The sequence below is a fragment of the Rhizobium sp. P40RR-XXII genome (genome assembly GCF_012641405.1).
GTDB lineage: Bacteria > Pseudomonadota > Alphaproteobacteria > Rhizobiales > Rhizobiaceae > Rhizobium.
In genome coordinates this window covers 77,961-95,399 of record NZ_JABAII010000016.1, presented here as the reverse complement: position 1 = coordinate 95,399, position 17,439 = coordinate 77,961, and the positions used below count along the sequence as shown (strand labels likewise).

The 17,439-nt window shown below is 59.3% G+C and carries 22 protein-coding genes and 1 tRNA gene; 1 reads left to right on the top strand and 22 read right to left on the bottom strand.

The annotated features are described in order from the left end of the window. Nucleotide 1: 1 nt before the first annotated feature. The 4 genes from HGP16_RS25540 to HGP16_RS25525 are packed head-to-tail and all read right to left on the bottom strand — an operon-like array spanning nucleotide 2 to nucleotide 6,613. On the bottom strand, nucleotides 2–3,526 hold the full coding sequence (locus tag HGP16_RS25540; protein ID WP_168842791.1) for a lytic transglycosylase domain-containing protein: 3,525 nt from the start codon (nucleotides 3,524–3,526) through the stop codon (nucleotides 2–4). After that, the gene (locus HGP16_RS25535) at nucleotides 3,526–3,978 is read right to left on the bottom strand and encodes a hypothetical protein (protein ID WP_168842790.1); all 453 of its coding nucleotides are present in this window, start codon (nucleotides 3,976–3,978) and stop codon (nucleotides 3,526–3,528) included. Before HGP16_RS25535 ends, HGP16_RS25540 begins: the two co-directional genes overlap by 1 nt. Further along, nucleotides 3,966–4,331 carry a hypothetical protein gene (locus HGP16_RS25530; protein WP_168842789.1) on the bottom strand — a complete coding sequence of 122 codons (366 nt, stop codon included), beginning with the start codon at nucleotides 4,329–4,331 and terminating at the stop codon, nucleotides 3,966–3,968. Before HGP16_RS25530 ends, HGP16_RS25535 begins: the two co-directional genes overlap by 13 nt. Further along, nucleotides 4,328–6,613, bottom strand: coding sequence for a hypothetical protein (locus HGP16_RS25525; protein ID WP_205927560.1), 2,286 nt, complete (start codon nucleotides 6,611–6,613; stop codon nucleotides 4,328–4,330). The genes HGP16_RS25530 and HGP16_RS25525 overlap by 4 nt, the downstream gene beginning before the upstream one ends. Nucleotides 6,614–6,623: 10 nt before the next feature. Between HGP16_RS25525 and HGP16_RS33810 the strand changes: the two genes are divergently transcribed. Further along, nucleotides 6,624–6,941, top strand: coding sequence for a hypothetical protein (locus HGP16_RS33810; RefSeq protein WP_205927559.1), 318 nt, complete (start codon nucleotides 6,624–6,626; stop codon nucleotides 6,939–6,941). A gap of 96 nt (nucleotides 6,942–7,037) precedes the next feature. Here HGP16_RS33810 and HGP16_RS25520 read toward each other — a convergent pair whose 3' ends face one another. The 18 genes from HGP16_RS25520 to HGP16_RS25435 form a co-directional block, all read right to left on the bottom strand. Beyond that, on the bottom strand, nucleotides 7,038–7,658 hold the full coding sequence (locus HGP16_RS25520) for a hypothetical protein (RefSeq protein ID WP_168842787.1): 621 nt from the start codon (nucleotides 7,656–7,658) through the stop codon (nucleotides 7,038–7,040). 8 nt (nucleotides 7,659–7,666) lie between these two features. Then, complete coding sequence (locus tag HGP16_RS25515) at nucleotides 7,667–7,933, bottom strand: hypothetical protein (RefSeq protein WP_168842786.1); 267 nt, start codon at nucleotides 7,931–7,933, stop codon at nucleotides 7,667–7,669. Continuing rightward, nucleotides 7,930–8,391 carry a hypothetical protein gene (locus HGP16_RS25510; RefSeq protein ID WP_168842785.1) on the bottom strand — a complete coding sequence of 154 codons (462 nt, stop codon included), beginning with the start codon at nucleotides 8,389–8,391 and terminating at the stop codon, nucleotides 7,930–7,932. Before HGP16_RS25510 ends, HGP16_RS25515 begins: the two co-directional genes overlap by 4 nt. 130 nt (nucleotides 8,392–8,521) lie before the next feature. Beyond that, on the bottom strand, nucleotides 8,522–8,785 hold the full coding sequence (locus tag HGP16_RS25505) for a hypothetical protein (protein WP_168842784.1): 264 nt from the start codon (nucleotides 8,783–8,785) through the stop codon (nucleotides 8,522–8,524). A 12-nt stretch (nucleotides 8,786–8,797) separates the two neighbouring features. Next, nucleotides 8,798–9,640 carry a phage capsid protein gene (locus tag HGP16_RS25500; protein WP_168842783.1) on the bottom strand — a complete coding sequence of 281 codons (843 nt, stop codon included), beginning with the start codon at nucleotides 9,638–9,640 and terminating at the stop codon, nucleotides 8,798–8,800. A gap of 191 nt (nucleotides 9,641–9,831) precedes the next feature. After that, nucleotides 9,832–10,773: a hypothetical protein gene (locus HGP16_RS25495; protein WP_168842782.1), complete on the bottom strand. Its 942-nt coding sequence runs from the start codon at nucleotides 10,771–10,773 to the stop codon at nucleotides 9,832–9,834. A gap of 7 nt (nucleotides 10,774–10,780) precedes the next feature. Then, nucleotides 10,781–11,092 carry a hypothetical protein gene (locus tag HGP16_RS25490; RefSeq protein ID WP_168842781.1) on the bottom strand — a complete coding sequence of 104 codons (312 nt, stop codon included), beginning with the start codon at nucleotides 11,090–11,092 and terminating at the stop codon, nucleotides 10,781–10,783. Between the two features lie 364 nt (nucleotides 11,093–11,456). Continuing rightward, entirely contained in the window at nucleotides 11,457–11,735 is a 279-nt protein-coding gene (locus tag HGP16_RS25485) for a hypothetical protein (RefSeq protein ID WP_168842780.1), read from the bottom strand. A 23-nt stretch (nucleotides 11,736–11,758) separates the two neighbouring features. After that, on the bottom strand, nucleotides 11,759–13,399 hold the full coding sequence (locus tag HGP16_RS25480; protein ID WP_168842779.1) for a portal protein: 1,641 nt from the start codon (nucleotides 13,397–13,399) through the stop codon (nucleotides 11,759–11,761). Next, nucleotides 13,399–13,629, bottom strand: coding sequence for a hypothetical protein (locus HGP16_RS25475; RefSeq protein WP_168842778.1), 231 nt, complete (start codon nucleotides 13,627–13,629; stop codon nucleotides 13,399–13,401). The genes HGP16_RS25480 and HGP16_RS25475 overlap by 1 nt, the downstream gene beginning before the upstream one ends. A 3-nt stretch (nucleotides 13,630–13,632) precedes the next feature. After that, nucleotides 13,633–15,195 (bottom strand): terminase family protein, encoded by a 1,563-nt coding sequence (locus tag HGP16_RS25470; protein ID WP_168842777.1) that lies wholly within the window; start codon nucleotides 15,193–15,195, stop codon nucleotides 13,633–13,635. After that, nucleotides 15,192–15,647: a hypothetical protein gene (locus HGP16_RS25465; protein WP_168842776.1), complete on the bottom strand. Its 456-nt coding sequence runs from the start codon at nucleotides 15,645–15,647 to the stop codon at nucleotides 15,192–15,194. Before HGP16_RS25465 ends, HGP16_RS25470 begins: the two co-directional genes overlap by 4 nt. Nucleotides 15,648–15,672: 25 nt before the next feature. Then, entirely contained in the window at nucleotides 15,673–15,885 is a 213-nt protein-coding gene (locus HGP16_RS25460; RefSeq protein ID WP_168842775.1) for a hypothetical protein, read from the bottom strand. Between the two features lie 13 nt (nucleotides 15,886–15,898). Beyond that, nucleotides 15,899–16,291: a hypothetical protein gene (locus HGP16_RS25455; RefSeq protein ID WP_168842774.1), complete on the bottom strand. Its 393-nt coding sequence runs from the start codon at nucleotides 16,289–16,291 to the stop codon at nucleotides 15,899–15,901. Between the two features lie 41 nt (nucleotides 16,292–16,332). After that, nucleotides 16,333–16,596, bottom strand: a complete 264-nt coding sequence (locus HGP16_RS25450; RefSeq protein WP_168842773.1) for a hypothetical protein — start codon at nucleotides 16,594–16,596, stop codon at nucleotides 16,333–16,335. Nucleotides 16,597–16,599: 3 nt separating this feature from the next. Continuing rightward, nucleotides 16,600–16,842 carry a hypothetical protein gene (locus HGP16_RS25445; protein ID WP_205927558.1) on the bottom strand — a complete coding sequence of 81 codons (243 nt, stop codon included), beginning with the start codon at nucleotides 16,840–16,842 and terminating at the stop codon, nucleotides 16,600–16,602. A gap of 186 nt (nucleotides 16,843–17,028) precedes the next feature. Further along, nucleotides 17,029–17,223 carry a hypothetical protein gene (locus tag HGP16_RS25440; RefSeq protein ID WP_168842771.1) on the bottom strand — a complete coding sequence of 65 codons (195 nt, stop codon included), beginning with the start codon at nucleotides 17,221–17,223 and terminating at the stop codon, nucleotides 17,029–17,031. A 103-nt stretch (nucleotides 17,224–17,326) separates the two neighbouring features. Then, nucleotides 17,327–17,401, bottom strand: a tRNA-Met gene (locus tag HGP16_RS25435). Nucleotides 17,402–17,439 lie beyond the last annotated feature (38 nt).

The window sequence follows — 17,439 nt, the reverse complement described above, 5'->3', positions numbered from 1 at the left end:
CTCAGTTCAATATTATCCGCACCGGAATGCCGGCTTTGGTATTCGGGGCGATCTTTCGACCGATCACGGATGCGAGGCCGCGCGGGTTAGCAACGGCTCCGGCGGCCTGGATGAAGACGTTATCGTCTCCCGCCTCGGCCCGATCGGAGTTGAAATCGTAGGTATCATCGATGTGCACCACGCCATCTTTGACGTGGTATTTGAAGCCGCCCAAGATGTTGCTGTCGATGCCAGTGCCACGGTAGTCCTTGTAATCGATGCTCCCGCTATCCTTCCCCTTGGAGAGAACAAGGGCCTTGAGCTTCTGACGTTCATCCACGCTCAGATCGTTCTCGGTGATCGGGTCTTTCCGCCCGCGCTGGATGACGTCGTTGTAGAGCTTCAACGCCGTGCCGCCTGCGCCCATGTCCTCGGCATAGCGGAGCGACGTCAGGAATGAGCGCTCCACCGTGCTGAGTTGGTCAAAAGGGCTTGCGGTATCTTCCTCCGCTTTCGGCTGTGGCTTGGAGCCTACCGCTTCGCCGCGAAGGTATTGCTGCGCCGCATCGCTGGCGGGCGCCTTGACCGTACCGCCGCTTTGATACTGCTGTTCTGCCTTGGTCGGCGGTTGAACGACAGAGCTTCCCTGCTGGTATTGTCCCTCAGCCGTCGGGGCCGGTGGGATATCCTTTCCCATCTGCATGATCTTGTCGATTGAGAAGGTCATGGGGTTACCGTCTGAGCCCGTCACGAATGTGCCGGTGTAAGGGTCACGCAGGCCGATACCATTGCCAACCTGGACGAAGACGCCGTTGTTGAGTACGTCGCCCATGCGATTGTCGATGCTTGCCTGAAGGACGGCCTTCTGACTGGCATCGGTCACATAGGCGCGGCCCTGCTGCTCATGAAGCGTCTTCGCATAAGCATCAGCGGCTTGCGCGGATTGGAAGACACCGAGGTTCTGACCGGTCTTATGATAGAAGTCGATCGCCTCTTGATCCGACATGATGCGGCCATCGGGCGAGACAGTCGGCACGAGGATTTCGCGGCCATCCTCGTTGAAGGACATCGATCGGACGGTGCTGATGGAGCCATCTTCATTCTTGACCTGTGGCCTTGTCGTCAGATCGATATTGCCCGGCGAGATAAGGCCCTTTGGATTATCTACCGCCATGACATTCGAGGCAGGCTCGCCAAGTACCCGTTGCGCTTGGGCATCGAGGGCCGCCTTGAAAGCAGTCTTCGAAGCATCGAGGCCCGATGTCAGCACCGATGTATCCGTGCCTGTCGGGACGGGAAGATTGGCCGATACTGAGCCGGAGCCGTTGTAGACCTTCACATCCCCGAACAAATCCTTGCTCGCGCCGGCAACGGCTGTATTCAGATCCTGTCCTTGAGAGATGCGAAGCTGAACGGCCTTCTTCATTAGGTCAGACCCGCGCTGCGCCCGCTCCAGCGAAGAAGCATCGCCATAGGCCACGCCATAGGCGGCGTCGCCGATCTGCCCCGGTGCCCAGACCGAGGAATAAATCTGATTGTCGATATCGGTCGGCTTGACCTCGCCACTCTTCGGAAGCTTTCCGGGATCGACAAGGGCTGCCTGAAGAAGGCGATTGGCCGCGCCCTGATCGCCGCGAGCAGCCGCTTCCATGACGCCTTCGGTCATAGCCGGAAGACCGGCGTCCACCAATTGCTTGAAAACGGCTTGTCTCTGGCTTTGGTCCGGCGTCGAGAAAATGAGCCCGGTCACCGCACCTAGGCGCTGCTGGTCGGTAGCATCGGGGCTATTGAAAGACGTGACGGCCTGATCGGCAACGCTCTTCGGAAGCAATTGGAGTTGCTGCATGCCAAGCTGCTGCTGGGCCGTTGCCGTGGCGGCCATGGCGGCCTGATAGTTGCCGCTGGTCTGCGCGTCTGTCCATGCCTGCTGCACGCTTGGAAAAGCCTGCATGGCATAGGTGGCGGGATCAGCCTTTCGCGCGGCAAGCGTCTGCGATGCAGCCTGTGACAGAGCCGTATATTTCTTCTCTTCCAAGGCGGCGTCATTGCCAGAAGAGGTCGGCGTCGCTGCCTGGACAATCTTCTGGATATCGCCGGCCGACATCGTCCGAAAGTTATAAGCCGATTGGGCGACATCGAGAGAAGCCGTGAAGGCGTCGTACTTCTGCGGGCCTTCCTGCGGGCCGTAGGCGTCGACGAATTGCTGATGCGTCGGCGTTGCGCCGGAATAGGTCCCGGTGTTCTGGATAGCGACTGGGGCGTTCTGAACGACGGTCTCGATATTGCCGCGGGCCTCGACCTGCTGCTGCTTTAGCTTCGTGTCTGCGACCTGATAGGCGACTTGCCGCTGCTCAGGGGATAGTTGGTTGAACCAATCCGGAGCGCTTTCGCCTTGTTGCTGCTGCGGTCCAGCGGTGGTTGCCCCGCTTGTCCCATCGAATTTGTTCGTCCACATGCTGGCGAACTGGCTGGCCGTCATTCCCTCTTTGCCGCCGTTCTGAATGACGGCTTTGGTACCGATCAGGCTGGCGGCGTTGGAATCTGGATTGTTGAGAAGCTTGACTGCGCCGGCCGCACCCTGTTGGTGAGCGAGGTAAAGCTCACCTGCGGTCGGTTCGCTACCAAGCCCCGTCCGCAGATATTGGGCATTCTGAACCGCCAAGCGTGCGGCACCATCGGCAGAGGATGGAAGGCTATGAGGATCGACGCCCATGCTTGAGGCAGTCGATGGGATGAACTGGAAATATCCAGCCGCACCGGCGCTGTTCGGCCCCGTGTCACGGCCACCGCTCTCTATCTGCATCGTCTTCGAAAGATAGCCTTCCGGGATGCCATATTTCGTTTCGAGGCCAGAGAACATCTCCGTCGTGTTGGTCCTATTTGAAGGATTCCACGACTGCACCGATCCGGGCGACGTATCGGCCAGAAGCTTGGCGCGGCTGAAATTGGCTTCGTCGATATACTGTTTCTTGCGCGCATCGGCGGCGTCCGGCGTCAACAGTCCCGTCTTGAGGCCGGTATCAATGGAGCCCTCGATAGCTGCTCGAGCGGCAGCCTTTTGCTCATCCGTGGTTTGCGGGTCGACATAGATGCGGCGCTGCGTTTCCAGGGAGTTATCAAAGGCCACGGTCTCGGCCTGTTTGCCGAGAGCGCGAGCCTTGTCGCCGATCGCATCATTGACGCGCGCGGCATCCGTCCCTGCCTGGATCTTCCACTTCTCTCGCATCTGCGGGTTGCGGATGAGGTTCGCCGCATTGTTGATGACATCCGACGTTTCCTGCGGGGCCCGCTGATTGAACGTCGAATAGTTCGGATCATCGGTGAACTTGTTCGTCGTGTCGATCAGGCCTTGCGCTTTGGCGGCTTCAGCGCGTGAGATATCGACCGTATCCTGCTGGCGCTGGATATCGTCGCCGATCGAGGAGACGCTTTGGCCAAGGCTGGCGATCCCCTTGCCGATATCGGTCGTATCCTGCGTTGCGACATGCCGGCCACTGACGAAGGTCGACGGCTGCGACAGGCTATACTTGGTCGGTAGGATAGCCATCAGCCAAATGCTCCACTGGTGACACCCTTGCTGATGCCGCCTGCCGCCTGTCCAAATCCATTGAAGATGCTGCCGAGAAGCGATGCCCTGCCCGTTCGGCGCGTTGCCGCCGCCTGATCGGTAAACCCAGCAGCGCGGGAATAGCCATTATAAAGCTGCGCGTCCGCGTTTAGCTGGCCCTGCCCGGCCGTGTCGCTCATGAGCTTGACGATCGTCGGAGCATCCGTGCTCGCGCCGCCCCCCGATGCTGCGGCAATCGCCTGAGCCCTCGAATTGGCAAGCGTGGCCTGCTGCTTCGATTGCGCTGCCTCACGCTGGGAAGATGCCATCTCTTCCTTAGCCTTGGCATCAAGCTGCTGGGCCTGGAAGTCGGAGTCCTTTTTTGCCGCCACGCCGCTTGCCACGGTGCCGACTGCGGAAACGAGTGTGCCGATCGCTGCTAGGGCTGCCATCTCCACACCTCCATATCCATTTCAATACTGTGCATCTGAAACCCCAAGAGCCGCAAAAGCTTCTCCGATGTGTGGTATTGCTTGTCCCGAGGCGTGAAGACCTCGCGCTCGCCAAGCTGTTCGGCCTTGAGCATGAGCCGCTTGAATCGCTTCATGACAGTGAGCGCATAGGACGGCTTGCCATTTTCCAGCCGTAGCCATGCCCAGCACCGGCCGCCGCCCCAAGCCAGCCCGTAGGAGCCGACCACAACACCATCATCGATCCCGACATAGGCAACAGCCGGCATATCGATCTTGACGCCCTCCATGGCTTGAGCCGTGGAAGCGTCAACCTGAATGATCTCCAGGCTCATCCGTTCGTATTTATCCCCATGACGAGACCCAAGAGCGTGGCCGTATATGGCGAGCTGACCTGCATGCAGATGCGGCTATCGCTGTTCCATTCGCCGGGGAACGGAAATTGCTCTTCATCCCGGATATCGCTGAGCACCACGTTGGGCTGTATCTTTCCATCAGCCATTTCGGGCATGGGGAAGAGCGGACGGTACGGATCGTCGAGCGAATGACCGTATTTCAGTCCGGAGCGCACGAAGTTCGTGAGGATCAGTCCGAGCGAGTCTATCGACTTCTTCTGAAGCATCGCCGTGCCGCCCGAGGCACCGTAAGCCAGCCGCGCCGACTTGTATTGAGCGGTATAAGGCAAACCGGCCACCCAGCTCGTGACCGCAGACGGCAGCGTGATGTTGCCGCTTCCATCCACCACGAACGTAGTCGGGACACCGCGTGAGGTTTCAATGGGCGCGCCGTCGGCCCAGACCACCACGGATTCTCCGATCAGGTGAGTGCCGACATTGACTGTCGTGGAGGCAGGGGAATTGGTCCCGGTCTTGAATGCATCCATGACCTTGCAAAGCGTGGCGGGCTTGACTTCGATGTCCATCGCCATTTTTTCGATATAGCGGACCGTGGATCCGTTCACTGTCCGCTTTACGCACACGTAAACACGGTCTTGAACCAAGGCCGGGAGAACCGCGACACTTTCTATCAATCCGTCCGTTGTAATCGGTATGAACGCCGCAACCTTGTCTTCGGCTTCATAGACAAAGCAAACGGCGCTGCCATCATTGAGAACGATCCAGATGCGCGTATCCGGCCGGCGCTGAACGGCGAGCTGCTTAATACCAGAGGCAAAGATCTCAGTTGTTAGCTTGCTGATCTCACTCGCGACATAGTCTGCGCTTCCGCCGTCGAATGTCAGTTCCAGAAGCGCTGTGCCGGACCGCTCCACAAATATGCCGTGCGTATCGATTTTCGCGGGCTCGATCGCCGCCGCGCCCGTCGTGGAGGAATCCTTGACACCAAGGTTGGATGGCGTCAGAGGCTCGTCCAGGGACGAAGATTTGACCGTTGCCACAACGCCCTCGGTACCGGCGAGCAATCGCTGCAGCGATAGCAACCATTGCGTGGCGTTCACCCCACCGGTGGCAATGGATCTGGCAATCGGGCCGCTATCGCCTTCGACTTCTTCATCAAAGCTCGCGAAGGCGTCCGAGACTGAACCCCATAGGCGATCCGCACCCGACCACCACAGACGGCCATCCGACAGCGCGACGGCAGAAGGCCAGCCATTATCGTCAGACCATTCGCCCTCCCGCCAATCGCGGGTCGGCCCTTTCTTCAGGAAGGGCTTGAGAATTTCGATGGAAACCTGAGTCGGGCCGATATATTTCGTTACGCGGCAGATGCCATAACCGCCGCCGCCATCATATCCAATGGCGACAAGCGCCGCTCCGCTGGTGAAATTCCCTTCAGCAAAGCCGAGACGATACCAATAGATCGAATTGTCATCGTCATCGGAATAGCTCTTATTGGTGACGTTCGCCGTCTCCGTCGCGATTTCCTTGAAGCCTGTCGTCGCACTATCAAATGACCGCTGAAGGCTGACAATGCCGGACCATGTCCCTGCGATGGTGTAGAGAAAGTCGCGATCATTCTCACCGCCGGAAGCGGTGTTGTTGACACCCGTCACACGGATCGGGTCCGAGAATGAATCCTCGGAGGAAAGCGATTGCTGAATGTATTGTCCGGACTGATCCAGCCTGAAAATTCCGCCAACATGCCCCGGATTGAAAAATGGGGTGTCGGAAAACAGATTGGCGTTTCCATTGAGGCCGTCGGTCGTAAGACGGATCGTCTGCGTCGTCGGGGCAATGAAGGGGCCATCATCCGATAGATAGAATGCTACCGACCACGACCGCCTACCGCGTCTCTCTATCCGTCGAGGAGAAACGCCGTTGCACGCGACGAAGCATACATCCGCAGACTGGCTGATGCGAATATTGCCCAAATCCCCTGTTGCCCACGGGGATGGAAGCGCCATTATCCCAGCCCCTTCCACCGTGACGCTATCGACTACGGAGTCATAGATGTTCGTGGAGGAGAACCGGATTGAATAGGACGTGGAGGGGGGCGTAAAAGCAACGGAATGATATCCGGTAGGCAGCGTCGTTTCCGCTATGAGATCCTGCCCGCCAGCCGAACTCCCGCACCTGAATTGCACAGGCCCATGTGATACGAAAATCCGCAGGGCATGCTCGACGCCTGGAGAAGCCGTTGCTACCGTCTGGCCGCACATAGCCGTAGCATTGACGAAAACAGCGTTCAGCGTCAGTGCGCCGCCCGCTATCGTTGCCTGCCCGCCATTGCTGCCGACCGTGTTCCATCCCGTTGCGGATGAAAAATCACCATTGGTAACGGTGCTCGAAACAGCGACGCGAGTAAGCGGTTCATCATCAAGGATGATGCTCAGGCTATTATTGGAGAATTCCAAGAGGGCCGCATCGGTTGCCCCGAACACGAATGGTTTCAGCAAGCATTCATCGCTGCCGATCGCCGATCCGATATATCCAAAGCCGGGCCGCATGAAAGCAGGACCTGTGGCCTTGCAAAGGAAATTTGTCTGAACCTCCGAAGCAAGCCTCATCCGCTCGAGGTCAGTGCGCGCCAAGGCAGACTTGTCCTGCACGCCCGTGTTGAACGTCTGTGCATAAATATTCTGCTTACTCACCGCGCCGGCTCCCCGGATATCCTTGCTGTCTGGAACGCGTCCAGCGGCCCGGAGGCTTCTCTCTCACCCGTTCGTCCACCGCATCCTTGGTCTTGGCATCCTGAAGGCGGGACTTGAACAGCGTATAGAGATCGTTGCGGTTGCCTTTGTCCGATGAAATAGGCAGGCCGCATTCAAAGGCGAGATAGGCTTCAAGAGCCTTGGCGAAGTGAACGCGCCATGCCCCGATGTTCCAGCCATAGGCATCATCGTTGGAGATGTAGCGGACATAGAGCGTGCTCCACGACGTATGCCAGTAGCTGGTCTCGTCCTCATACTGCCGGATGCCTTCGCGGAAGGTGGGCTCGTAGCAGATCGAGACCGTTCGCACCCAATCTTCGGGCTTGGCATAGGCATAGTCGAAGCCAAACAAAGGCTCGACGTCCGTGTCAGGCTGCAACTGAGCCGTCCGAATGGCGAAATGCCACATGCCTTGCTCGAGCATGAAGTTGACGGCATCCGTCCAAGCACCGTCCAAGGCCAGCTTTTCGGGCCTGTCCTCGGTCAGAGACGCAAGGTTTGATGGCCCGAGAAGACGCAGGGCGCCGCGGTAGATCGCAAGACGGTCAGCCATGGTTGTTCCTACTCGTTCATGCGCCAGATGATGCGGGACAACAGCCCTTGCGCCACCAGCCCATCAGGACATGCGCTGAGGAAGCGGGAGTAGCTCTCGCCGCCAATTTCCTCGCGGTAGCAGATCACCATCGCTGACGGCTTCGAGATGCCACTGTCGATTTCTCGAAGCATCTCAATGAGGATGTCGCGAGGCGTGCCGACGTCACACGAATCGGTGCGCTCGCGCTGCAGCTCGCCTATCGTCTTTGGATGATTGGAGAAATCCTCGCTCATGCTGCGATACCTTGAGCACGAGCAGCATGATTTATAGCCGCCTGGATAGCGTCGGACTTGGATTTGTGGTTCCGGCTGATCTCCGCTCCACCGTCCTTCAGGCGAGCCCGCCAGCCGGTCTTCGGCGTGTGATCCACCACATAGCCATCCGGAATATCGGCTTCGACCTTGGCCGGCTGACTGGATGATGGGCTGACTTCCGCATCGTCCGATATCCATGCGCGAAGGACGCGGGTTTCGACAAAGCCGATACCCCTGCCGGTGACGCGCAGCGTGAGATCGAAATCATTGTGGATGACGTCGATCAGATCATAGACGCGGATGCGTTCGGCGTGATGAGCCCAATAGCCGGGCTTCAGGACGTCTTCAATCGTGTGATCCGGATCGACGATGACGTGATGCTGCGTGCGGACATACTCGGCTGCATTGCGCATCTTCGTGGGGTGAAGGGTTTTCATGGTTGCCTCAGTTCATGGGTGGAAGGGAGATCCAGCGAACCGGAGAACGAGCGGCGGCGGGAGAGATGGCCGCCGCCCGTATCCGGTCAGCGATGGAGGCAACATCGCGACCGAAGCCGCGATGAAGACATCAGGTGATAGCGGTCGGTGCTGCGACGGTTGCCGCAGCACCGCTCACGGATGCGACCTGATAGAGCTTGTACTTCGGGCCGGTCGTGGCGACGACAGCAACGAGGTCGCCCACTTTCATGCCCTTGGTCACGCCATCCGAGAAATAGCCGGCGCCCACGATAGTGGCGTCAGCATCGGTTGCCGTGGTGTAGCCCCAGCGCCGGGGGCTATAGCCGCCGATCTGGGTGTCGAGAAGGATGAGGTTATCGGGTACGTAGGCCATTTTCAGGTCTCCTTACGTGGCAACGAACGCGGAGCCATCGTGAGTCATCTTCACGACGCCGTTGTTCTGGAGAAGCTTTGCCCCATGGTAGACCGTGGCGCGCGACCAGGACGTGTCCTGTTTTTCGTCGTAGCCGATGGCGATCTTTTCCTCGCCGACGTTCACGGCGTAGCCGATCGCGTCACGGTGATACATGTAGCAAATTTCGGCGGCCGTACCGAGACCGGTGACCCGGCTCGAGACGATCCAGTTGATGCCGGCCCAGCGGAAGAACTTCCGGGCGGGACCGCTCATCGGCTTGGACTCCACGAAGTCGCCGGAAGAGAATTCCGTCGTCTGCAGGAGGTAGCCGCGGAAGGCCGGGGAGATTACGGCGAACATGTTGTTTTCGTCTTCGACGTCGACATCATTGTTGCCGAGGATGGCCTGTGCGCCGGTCACCATGTTGAGCGTTGCGGTCTGCGCCGTCGACGGGAAGTCGTTGGTCGCGTTGGCAAGCTCGGCAAGGATGGTCAGATCGATGTCACGGTTGATGACGGCCATCGATGCCATCTGCATGACGCGCTTCTGATCGCCTTGGGAGGCGAAGATATTGAAGTTCGTCAGCTCATAGGGCGCATGCTTTTCGACCAGGGTCGCAACAGGCTGCAAGTTGGTCGGGTTGCCATACGGGATCTGGCCGTTCGTGCCACGGGTAACAGCGGTATCGCCGCCGGAACCGGAGACAAGGAACGTGGCCGTGTTCCCGTTGATGACACTTTCCTTGGTCGTGGACGCCTTGAGCTGGCTGGTCCGCTGCTCAAAAGCCGCCACAAACTCTTTACGGTACTGAGTCACTGCCGCTTCAATCGACATGTGGCTCTCCTTTCAAGATTTGAGGGAGGGGATTTGGGCCGGAGCAATCGAGGGTGGCCGGAGATCATGCGGGGCCGTTGCCGGGGTAGCCGCTGATGGTCCGGGGCTTTCACGCTTGGCGATGGTGGGGGGCCTTCACTCAGGGGCCGTTGCCGGGGTAGCCTTCGTGTTAGCGGGTATGAGGCAAGCGCTTACTTGCGCTTGCTGTCTCGCTCGAGGATTTGGGCATATTCCTTGTCCATGCCTTCCTCGTAATATTTTCCGATATCGGTCTTCATGGTCTTCTCGATCTCAGCACGCCGGCTGGTGTGCTTTGCCTCTGCGTCGCTCGACGAGAATACCACATCACCGAAGGCATTGCGGCCCTGATCGGACGCCCATTGGACAAAGCTTGCTATATCACCAAGGCGCCGGCCATCCGGAAGACGGGCCTCTGTCCATGCGTCTCCGATGTCGCCAGCGCCAGCCATGAAGCGCTTAGCCAACTGCATGTTGCCCTTGTATTCGTCACGGGACCAGTTGTCGCGAAGCGCGTCCTCAGCATCCTCGCGGGCCTTGGTATCCGCCTGCCCTTGGACTTCGGCAGCCTTTTCGGCCATGTCGACATACCATTCCGCCGCCATCTCGACGAAAGCCGGAGGAGCGTTCTTGGCATGGGCGAATTCGGTGAAGCTCGACAGCACCGGCTTGTCGGCGTCAACAATGCGCTTGGTGACAGGCTCGGGCAGTTTGTAGCCTTCCGGACTATCCGGAATGCCCTGCTCCTTGCGCCACTCGGCCATGGCTTTGGTGTCGCTGGCATCCGGCATATCGCGCTTGATCTTGCCGGAACGGATGGTGTTCTGCGCTTCCTGGAGGGCCTTGACGACGCCGGTCAGGGAGCCGTAGCGCTTCAGGAGCTTGAGCTGATCCTCATTGTCGCCGGCGGCTAGCTCGCGCCAATTGTCAGGAAGAGCAGCAGGAGGGTCGCCTGCTCCATCGCTCGGCGGGTCTGCCGGCGGGTCACCGGCTGGCGGATCGCCTGCAGGAGGGGTGACGGGTGGATCGGATGCTGGCGGGTCTGTGGGGGGCGGATCGCCAGCGGGGGGTGTATTTGCCGGGTCATCAATGATCTGTTGGTTTGCCTCAGTCATGTTTGCCTCATTCACCGGCCTTGCGGCCTGCCTCAGGTTTCGTGGCCGCCGCCATCTTCTCGGCGCGTGATCGGCCTTCGATCAGCTTCAACGCCTCGGGCTCGCGCATGCGGGCAACTTGAAGCCCGATATGACGCTCTCCCTCGCTAAAGGCGCTGTCTCTCTCGTTGGCGGAATAACTTAGTTGGCCGATATGGCAGGCATTGAGCAGCAGCCATTCCATGGCCCGCTTTTGCTGCCCATCGTTTGCCTTGCCATCGAAGAGCGCGCGGAAGGCGTAGAGAACTTCCTTGTCATAGGCGGCTGGCTTGGCGGTCATTGGAGCGTCCCGGCTGCGCGGCGCGCTGCGGTGTTAGCCTCTTCTTCTTCCACCTTCCGCCAGTACATGTCGCGGAACCACATAGGCGACTGGCGCGTGAAGTGGATACCGCACCAGAGAAGGCAGATGTCCCACGTCCATCCGTGGTTTGTCTTGTAGGCGTAGGCAGATAGCAGAGTGCCGAGACCAGCTCCAAATCCCATACTGTTGCGAATGGCGTATGGTTTCGGCCAGCGGACCTCATGCCGCCTAATGCTCAGGATCCACGACCAAGTAAGGCTGTGGGGCGAGTGCCACGACGCGATATTGAACGTTGTGCGGCTGCTGGTCCGCCTGAAAAGCGCGAGAGCGGGGAATAGCTTTCTCATGCGACATGCTCCGGCAGGATAAGCCGGCTCGAAGCCGCGCTCCCCGTGACGGCGTGCGTGCCATAGTCCACGTTGGCGTCGGCCATCTTGCGGAGTTCGAAGCGCTCGCCTCTGGTCTTCGCCTGGCCGATTGCAGCGCCGGTGCAGAATGCCAGAACCCCGACGATGCTTTCATGCGTCATCGGGGTTTGCTGCGTGAACTTCTGGATGGTGTCGCCCAGCGCCATCATGAGCCGCTCGTGGCGCTCGTCGACCTTCACTTTCGAGATGGACATAGCTTTTGCCTCCTATGTCGCGGTTACTGCAATCCTGCCTGCTGGAGCGCCACCGAGGCGTCGGCGACGTTCTTCGCCACCATGGAGCCATCGTTGAGCGCCGACGCGGCCTGTGTGAGCCCGTCGATCTGGTCTTGTTGCGCCTTGCCCTCGGCGACAACCTTCTCGTTCTTGAACCAATCGGCTGGGGCGCCGGTGCCCTTGATCGCATCGGTCGTCATCTTGTTCAGATCCATGCTTTGCGGGATGCTCTGATCGTACTGCGCGCCGGCGGCGATGATCTGAATGCTCTCTTGGAACGACTGCACGACGGATCGACCTTCGGCCGTGTTCAGCGGGCTTTCGAAGATGAACGTCACCTCTTCACCCTTGAGGATGTCCGGCATTTCGCCATAGTCGAACATCTGATTGTGAAGGGCGAGCTGGAAACCGTTGTCGAGCAACGGCAGATGGTATTCCGTTTCGATAGGGCCGAAGAACGGCAATGCAGCACGGCGGAATTCGGCCATGCGCTGCTGCGTCTCGTAGGCCGTCATTTCCCGCGTATCAGGCAGGAAGAGTTTGTTCAGCAGGAAGGCCTCGGCAAGAAGTTCGCGGACATCCTTCTTGAGCTCGATGCCGATCGATACGTTGCCGGTCTCGATCGTCTGAAACAGCTTGCGGATGTCGTCGTCGGACTCGATGTCCACATATGTCATGCCGCCGGCATACATATTCACCGCATCACGGAACATGTCGCCCTTGGCCACCGTCGGCGGGTCGACGGCCTTTTCGCCCTGCTCGAGGATGATGCGGGCCATCTGCTGGATCATGCGCGCATCGGGCAGCGAGTTGATCGTGGCCGGTGAAAAGCCCTGCGGAATGTTCGACAGCGTGCGCCAGCGCGGGACGGTATAATTGAAGACCGGAAGGCCGGCCACGCCAAGCATCATCTCATGATCGATATCGATATAGATCGAGAGATACGGGAACTTGGCATACTTGCGCCGCATGGTCTTGTCGTCGCCATAGACCTCATCAGTCGGCAGCACGACATGCCGGAGATTGAATTCCTTCGCCGGTTCTAGCTTGGCCGCCTGCTCGATATCCGAATGGACCTTTCCCTTGAAAAGCTTGTTCAGATTGCGGGCCGTCTTCTTCATCTTGCGCTGGAGATGGTCGACGATGCCGACATCATTGATCATCCAAGCACAGTCGCGGGGATGCCAAGCGCGGAAGAGCATGTGATCGCGCGTCGGGCTTTCCTCTGTCGAGATCACACCATTGCCGAAGGCGACCCAATCGTGATCGGTCTCGATCGTCGAGGCCGTGAACTTCGCCCGGCGGTCATAAACCAGACGGCGATAGCGCTTCGTGGCATATTCCAGCCAACGGGCGGCGGATGGATCTTCGTCGATCTCCTCGCGGCCGGTCTTGATGTCGAACCAATCGCCTTGGCGCAGCATCGCAGACGGCGCGTTGCCGAGCGTTTCACGGGCCTGAACCGGATAGGACTCCATCAGGTTCGTGGTGAAGTCATCACCCAGAGCCAGTTCGCGCGTGAAGTCCGAGCGCATCGGATAGTAGTTATCCGCGATGTCCTGGCACAGGCTGTCCCACGGCAATTTCTTGCTGAACAGGCTGCCTCCGATCCGGCACAGCTCGCGTGCTACGCTATCGCTCATCAGTTGGACTGCCCAAGGAGGCTATTGCCGTAGGCCGTTGTCCCTGCTCCTGTGGTGCCTGTGGGCGCGCGCGTTGCCGGCGTGGTGAGAACCGTTGACGTGCGGCCGGAACGTTGCGTGGCAGCCATGGCGGCGCGCTTCTGCGCTTCCTTGACCGCCGGGTCTTCGGTATCGGGCATAGCCTGAACCGGCGTCGGCGCTGGGGTTTTGGAACCGAATAGACCGCCCATCGGCTATCTCCTTTTTTTCATGGTGGCGTGACCAAGGTTGACCTTAGGGCGGCTGCCTGCGGTGCCGTTGTGTGTCCTGATGCGAACCTCAACGGCTGTCTGCCCGTAAGACCAAGCATTGACCACGGCGTCTCCCTTGTCAGGAGAGCGACCAAGACGCTTCTTAATGTCTTCCTTTGGCTCGATCAGGATGCCACGCGGCGTTAGCTTCCACGTCGGGGCTGCAAGATCGGCGAGTAGTTCGGGATCCGGCGGCAGAGCCACAGGCTCACCGAGGTTCGGCTCCAATGCCTCCCTGAAGCGCCAGTGCACCTCAGATCGCTTGTTGGCGAACTTGAGCTTTCCATCTCTCGTGCGCTTGCCGCTCTCGGATGATCCGTTGTGGGCATGAAGACGGATGCCGGCGACGTTGTGTTTCAGATGCGAGAAGACGCCGGAGCCATAGCCGCCACCCATATCGATGACGACATCACAGCCATCGCGCATCAGCGCCACAGTGCGGGCCGCTAGATCGATCGGATCGATTGCCCCCTTGGCTTTGTCCGAAACGATCTCATCGAACCAGTGACCGTGCCTACGGGCATATGTGTTGGCATCGCCGCCGCCAAGGGCCACATCGTGGCTTAGGATCGTCATACCAAGCCGATCCGGTGGCTTTGGCGTCCACCGTGCTTGCGCCTGCAGTATCCATTGCGTCGGGATGACCTGGAATGCAGCGTCTGCGGTGGCCACATCGAAGCGGCCTTCGCGCATCATAGTGCGGAGTGGCTCTGGCATAGCCTCGATGACCGATGCATATCCAGTGTCTGCGAGGTCTGGGTTGTCCTCAAGCAGAGCCGGGATGAAGGTCCGCGACCTTGGCTTCTCGCCTTTCGGCCCAAGATAGTCCGGTGTGACCTCGATGTCTTCACCGTTGATTGTCGTGTACCAGCGCAGCTCGCCAGGCTTGGCCTTGTTCGGATGGTTCGGATCAAGCCATGGTCCCCAGCGCTTGGTGACCCATTGTCCTTCCGATGTCAGCGGCGGGTTGCCGGTGCAGACGACACGACAGCGCTGGTTAGGATCAGCCGATCGGTTCCAGCCGATGATATAGGTGTATTGGCTTTCAGAGAACTGCGTGATCTCATCGAAGGCCTTCAGGTCGTGCGGGACGCCCTGATAATTCTCCTTGTCCGCCTCGTGCTCACAGTGGCCGAGATCGATGACGCCGTTAGGATGCCGCCATATCCCGTCCTGGCTATTGAAACCTTCCGAGGTACCAAGGATGCCCTGGATTTCGCGCTTGATACCCTTCAGGTTCTTCGAGATGCGGCGAAGGATCAGCGAATACTTGTGCTCATTGATGGCCAGCAGGCAGACGAGGAAGCTCTTTCCGCCTCCAGCGCCGCCGCCGTAGAACATCTCATCAGCGAGCGAGAAATAAGCATCCGTCTGCGGGCCAGGGTTAGGCAGCTTGCGCTTGCCGTCAATGGCCGCGTGAGTGTCCGCAAGAAGCTTATCCTGATATTCCTGCGGTAGAGCGTCGAAGCGCCTCAGGATGTCATCAAGCGTGCCGGCTACGGTCATTCTGTGGGGCTATCCTGCAAGCCCTGAGCTAGCGCAAAGGCAATTGCTCGAGCGAGATCGCGGCGGGAGCTGACTTCCTTCGTCTCGATCGGGCGATCCGGGACACCTGCCAGCTCTCTGCGCTCGGTGTAATCATCCCGGAAGCGAGCCGACATCGACTTGGACCATACAGCGGAATTGAACTTGTCCGCGGTCAGGCCATTCTGACCCATATCCTCCCACCAAGCCTGCTCGCATTGCTTCGCACGCGTAAGGGCTGCCGAAAACTCGATGTGTTGATCCGCCCACGATTGTAGAGTTGAACGAGCAACATCGAGAGCAACGGCGATCTGGACTTGGCTTTTCCCCGCCTTCCCTAGCGCGATGACACGGGCGCAGTAGGATGGATTATAGGTTCCTGGACGGCCGCCTTTGTTGCCCAGCGCGTTCTTGTTTCCCTTTGGGGGAGCCATAGCTTGTTGCCTCCAAGCCTATGCTTCAGCCTTTGATGGCTGCGTGGAGTTCCGATACGGAGAGGCCACTGTCGGCAGCCTCGCTTTCGATTTCGCTGAGAGAGCCGGCGAGCGCGGCGATTTGAGCATGGCTCTCGTCCAAGGAGGCCTGAAGCTTCTCAGCCTTGGCCTTCTCGGTATTCAGAGCCTTGCGGGCCGCGGCGGCTGCCGTGACCAATTTCTTGTGATGCGCCTTCATGGAAGCGATCTCCTTACGGCTTCATGACGAGGTAGCCGACGACGAGCGTGCCGTTGATGGCGGCGCTTGCGTGGATGTTCTGCAGGGTGATGACGACCGAGCCGGCGCCAGGCGTGACATCGCAGACGGTCGGCGTACCTGTGGTGGCGGTACCCTTGCCAACGGTGACGAAAACGGTATCGCCGGCGGCAATCGCGCTATTGGTCAGCGTGAGGACGTGGGTCGCGGCTGCTGCCGTGGTGAGAGCGCCGGTCGTTATCTTGCCCTGCGTCTTGTTCAGGGTTGCCGTACCGGTCGCGCCGGTACCGGTTGCGACCGCCGTCTTAGTGCCCTGATCGGAGACGAGAGCGCCGGATGCCGGCTCGACGCCGAACTTGCGGCCATAGAGGGAGTGAAACGCTGCCATGTGATTGCTTCCTTATCGTTGCTGGTTGCTTTGGAAGAGGGTCAGTACATTCCGACAATGCCGGTAGCGCTCGTGCCGGTGACACGAACGGCGACGATGGAGAAATTGTATTCGACGCCAGAGAGCAGGGTCAGAGACCGGTCTGCAGCGTCATTGGCGAAGCGAACAGCAAGCGTCCCACCAGCGGCGCAGATGATTTTGCGCGTCGCCGTGAAGGTGTTGGTCGCATGCGGGGTGATATCGAAGGAGGTGGCGGCCGGGCCGATCCATTCGACCGACGAGCGAGATATTGGATTGCCTGCCATGATTTATTCTCCGTTGATCATCGCGTGCAGCTCACCGCAGAGCATCAAGCTCTCGCGCATCGCGCTTACGCGTTCCTCGGCATCCTGCATTGAGTAGGCTATGAGGCTGATTGCCCAAGTTCCGCCGGCGAATTTGTATTCGAGGGCATAAGTGCGCATCTCGCGGCCGTCGTCATCGATATGGATGAGGTCTGGGGCCGGTCGCTCGCGCTCTGAGCGCTTGGCTTGGAGATCGATGACGGTCATTTCACCAGTCATCGCACCGTCAGCCAAAGGTTTTCGCCCGGAGGCTGATAGTGAGAGCAGCCGATGATAGCTGCCGCAATGAATGCAATGGCAATGACGGCCGCTATGATTGCGAGGTGGCGAGTCATGCCGCCGGTGGCTGTCCCGAGGTGATCTCGTCGGGCTGTATTTCGTGGATACGATCGGCTACGCAAGGAGCGCCCACAACAGCCACGCGATCAGAGCCGGGATTGTCGCCAGCAGTACGAGGATGCCGTTCCAGAACTCAGGAAAGCTATAGTCGCCTCCGCCGCGGCTGAATTTAGAGATGGCGACGAGATAGCAGGCGATGGTCACAGCCAACGGCAGCAGCCACCAACCAAAGGTGACGGTGAAGGTCATTACGATCTCCAAATGAAAAACCCGCCACCGGATGGTGACGGGCTGATTGGTACCGGGAAGCCATGCCCTAGCATGGGCGGATAGATGTCACCTCTTCCCGATCTGGTTGCAGGCTCCGGAATTGAACCGGATATTTCGAGGTTATGAGCCACGCGGCTTACCGTTTGCCCTGCCTGCGCAAATTGGAGGTATCGAGAAGGAAACCCGTGCCATTTT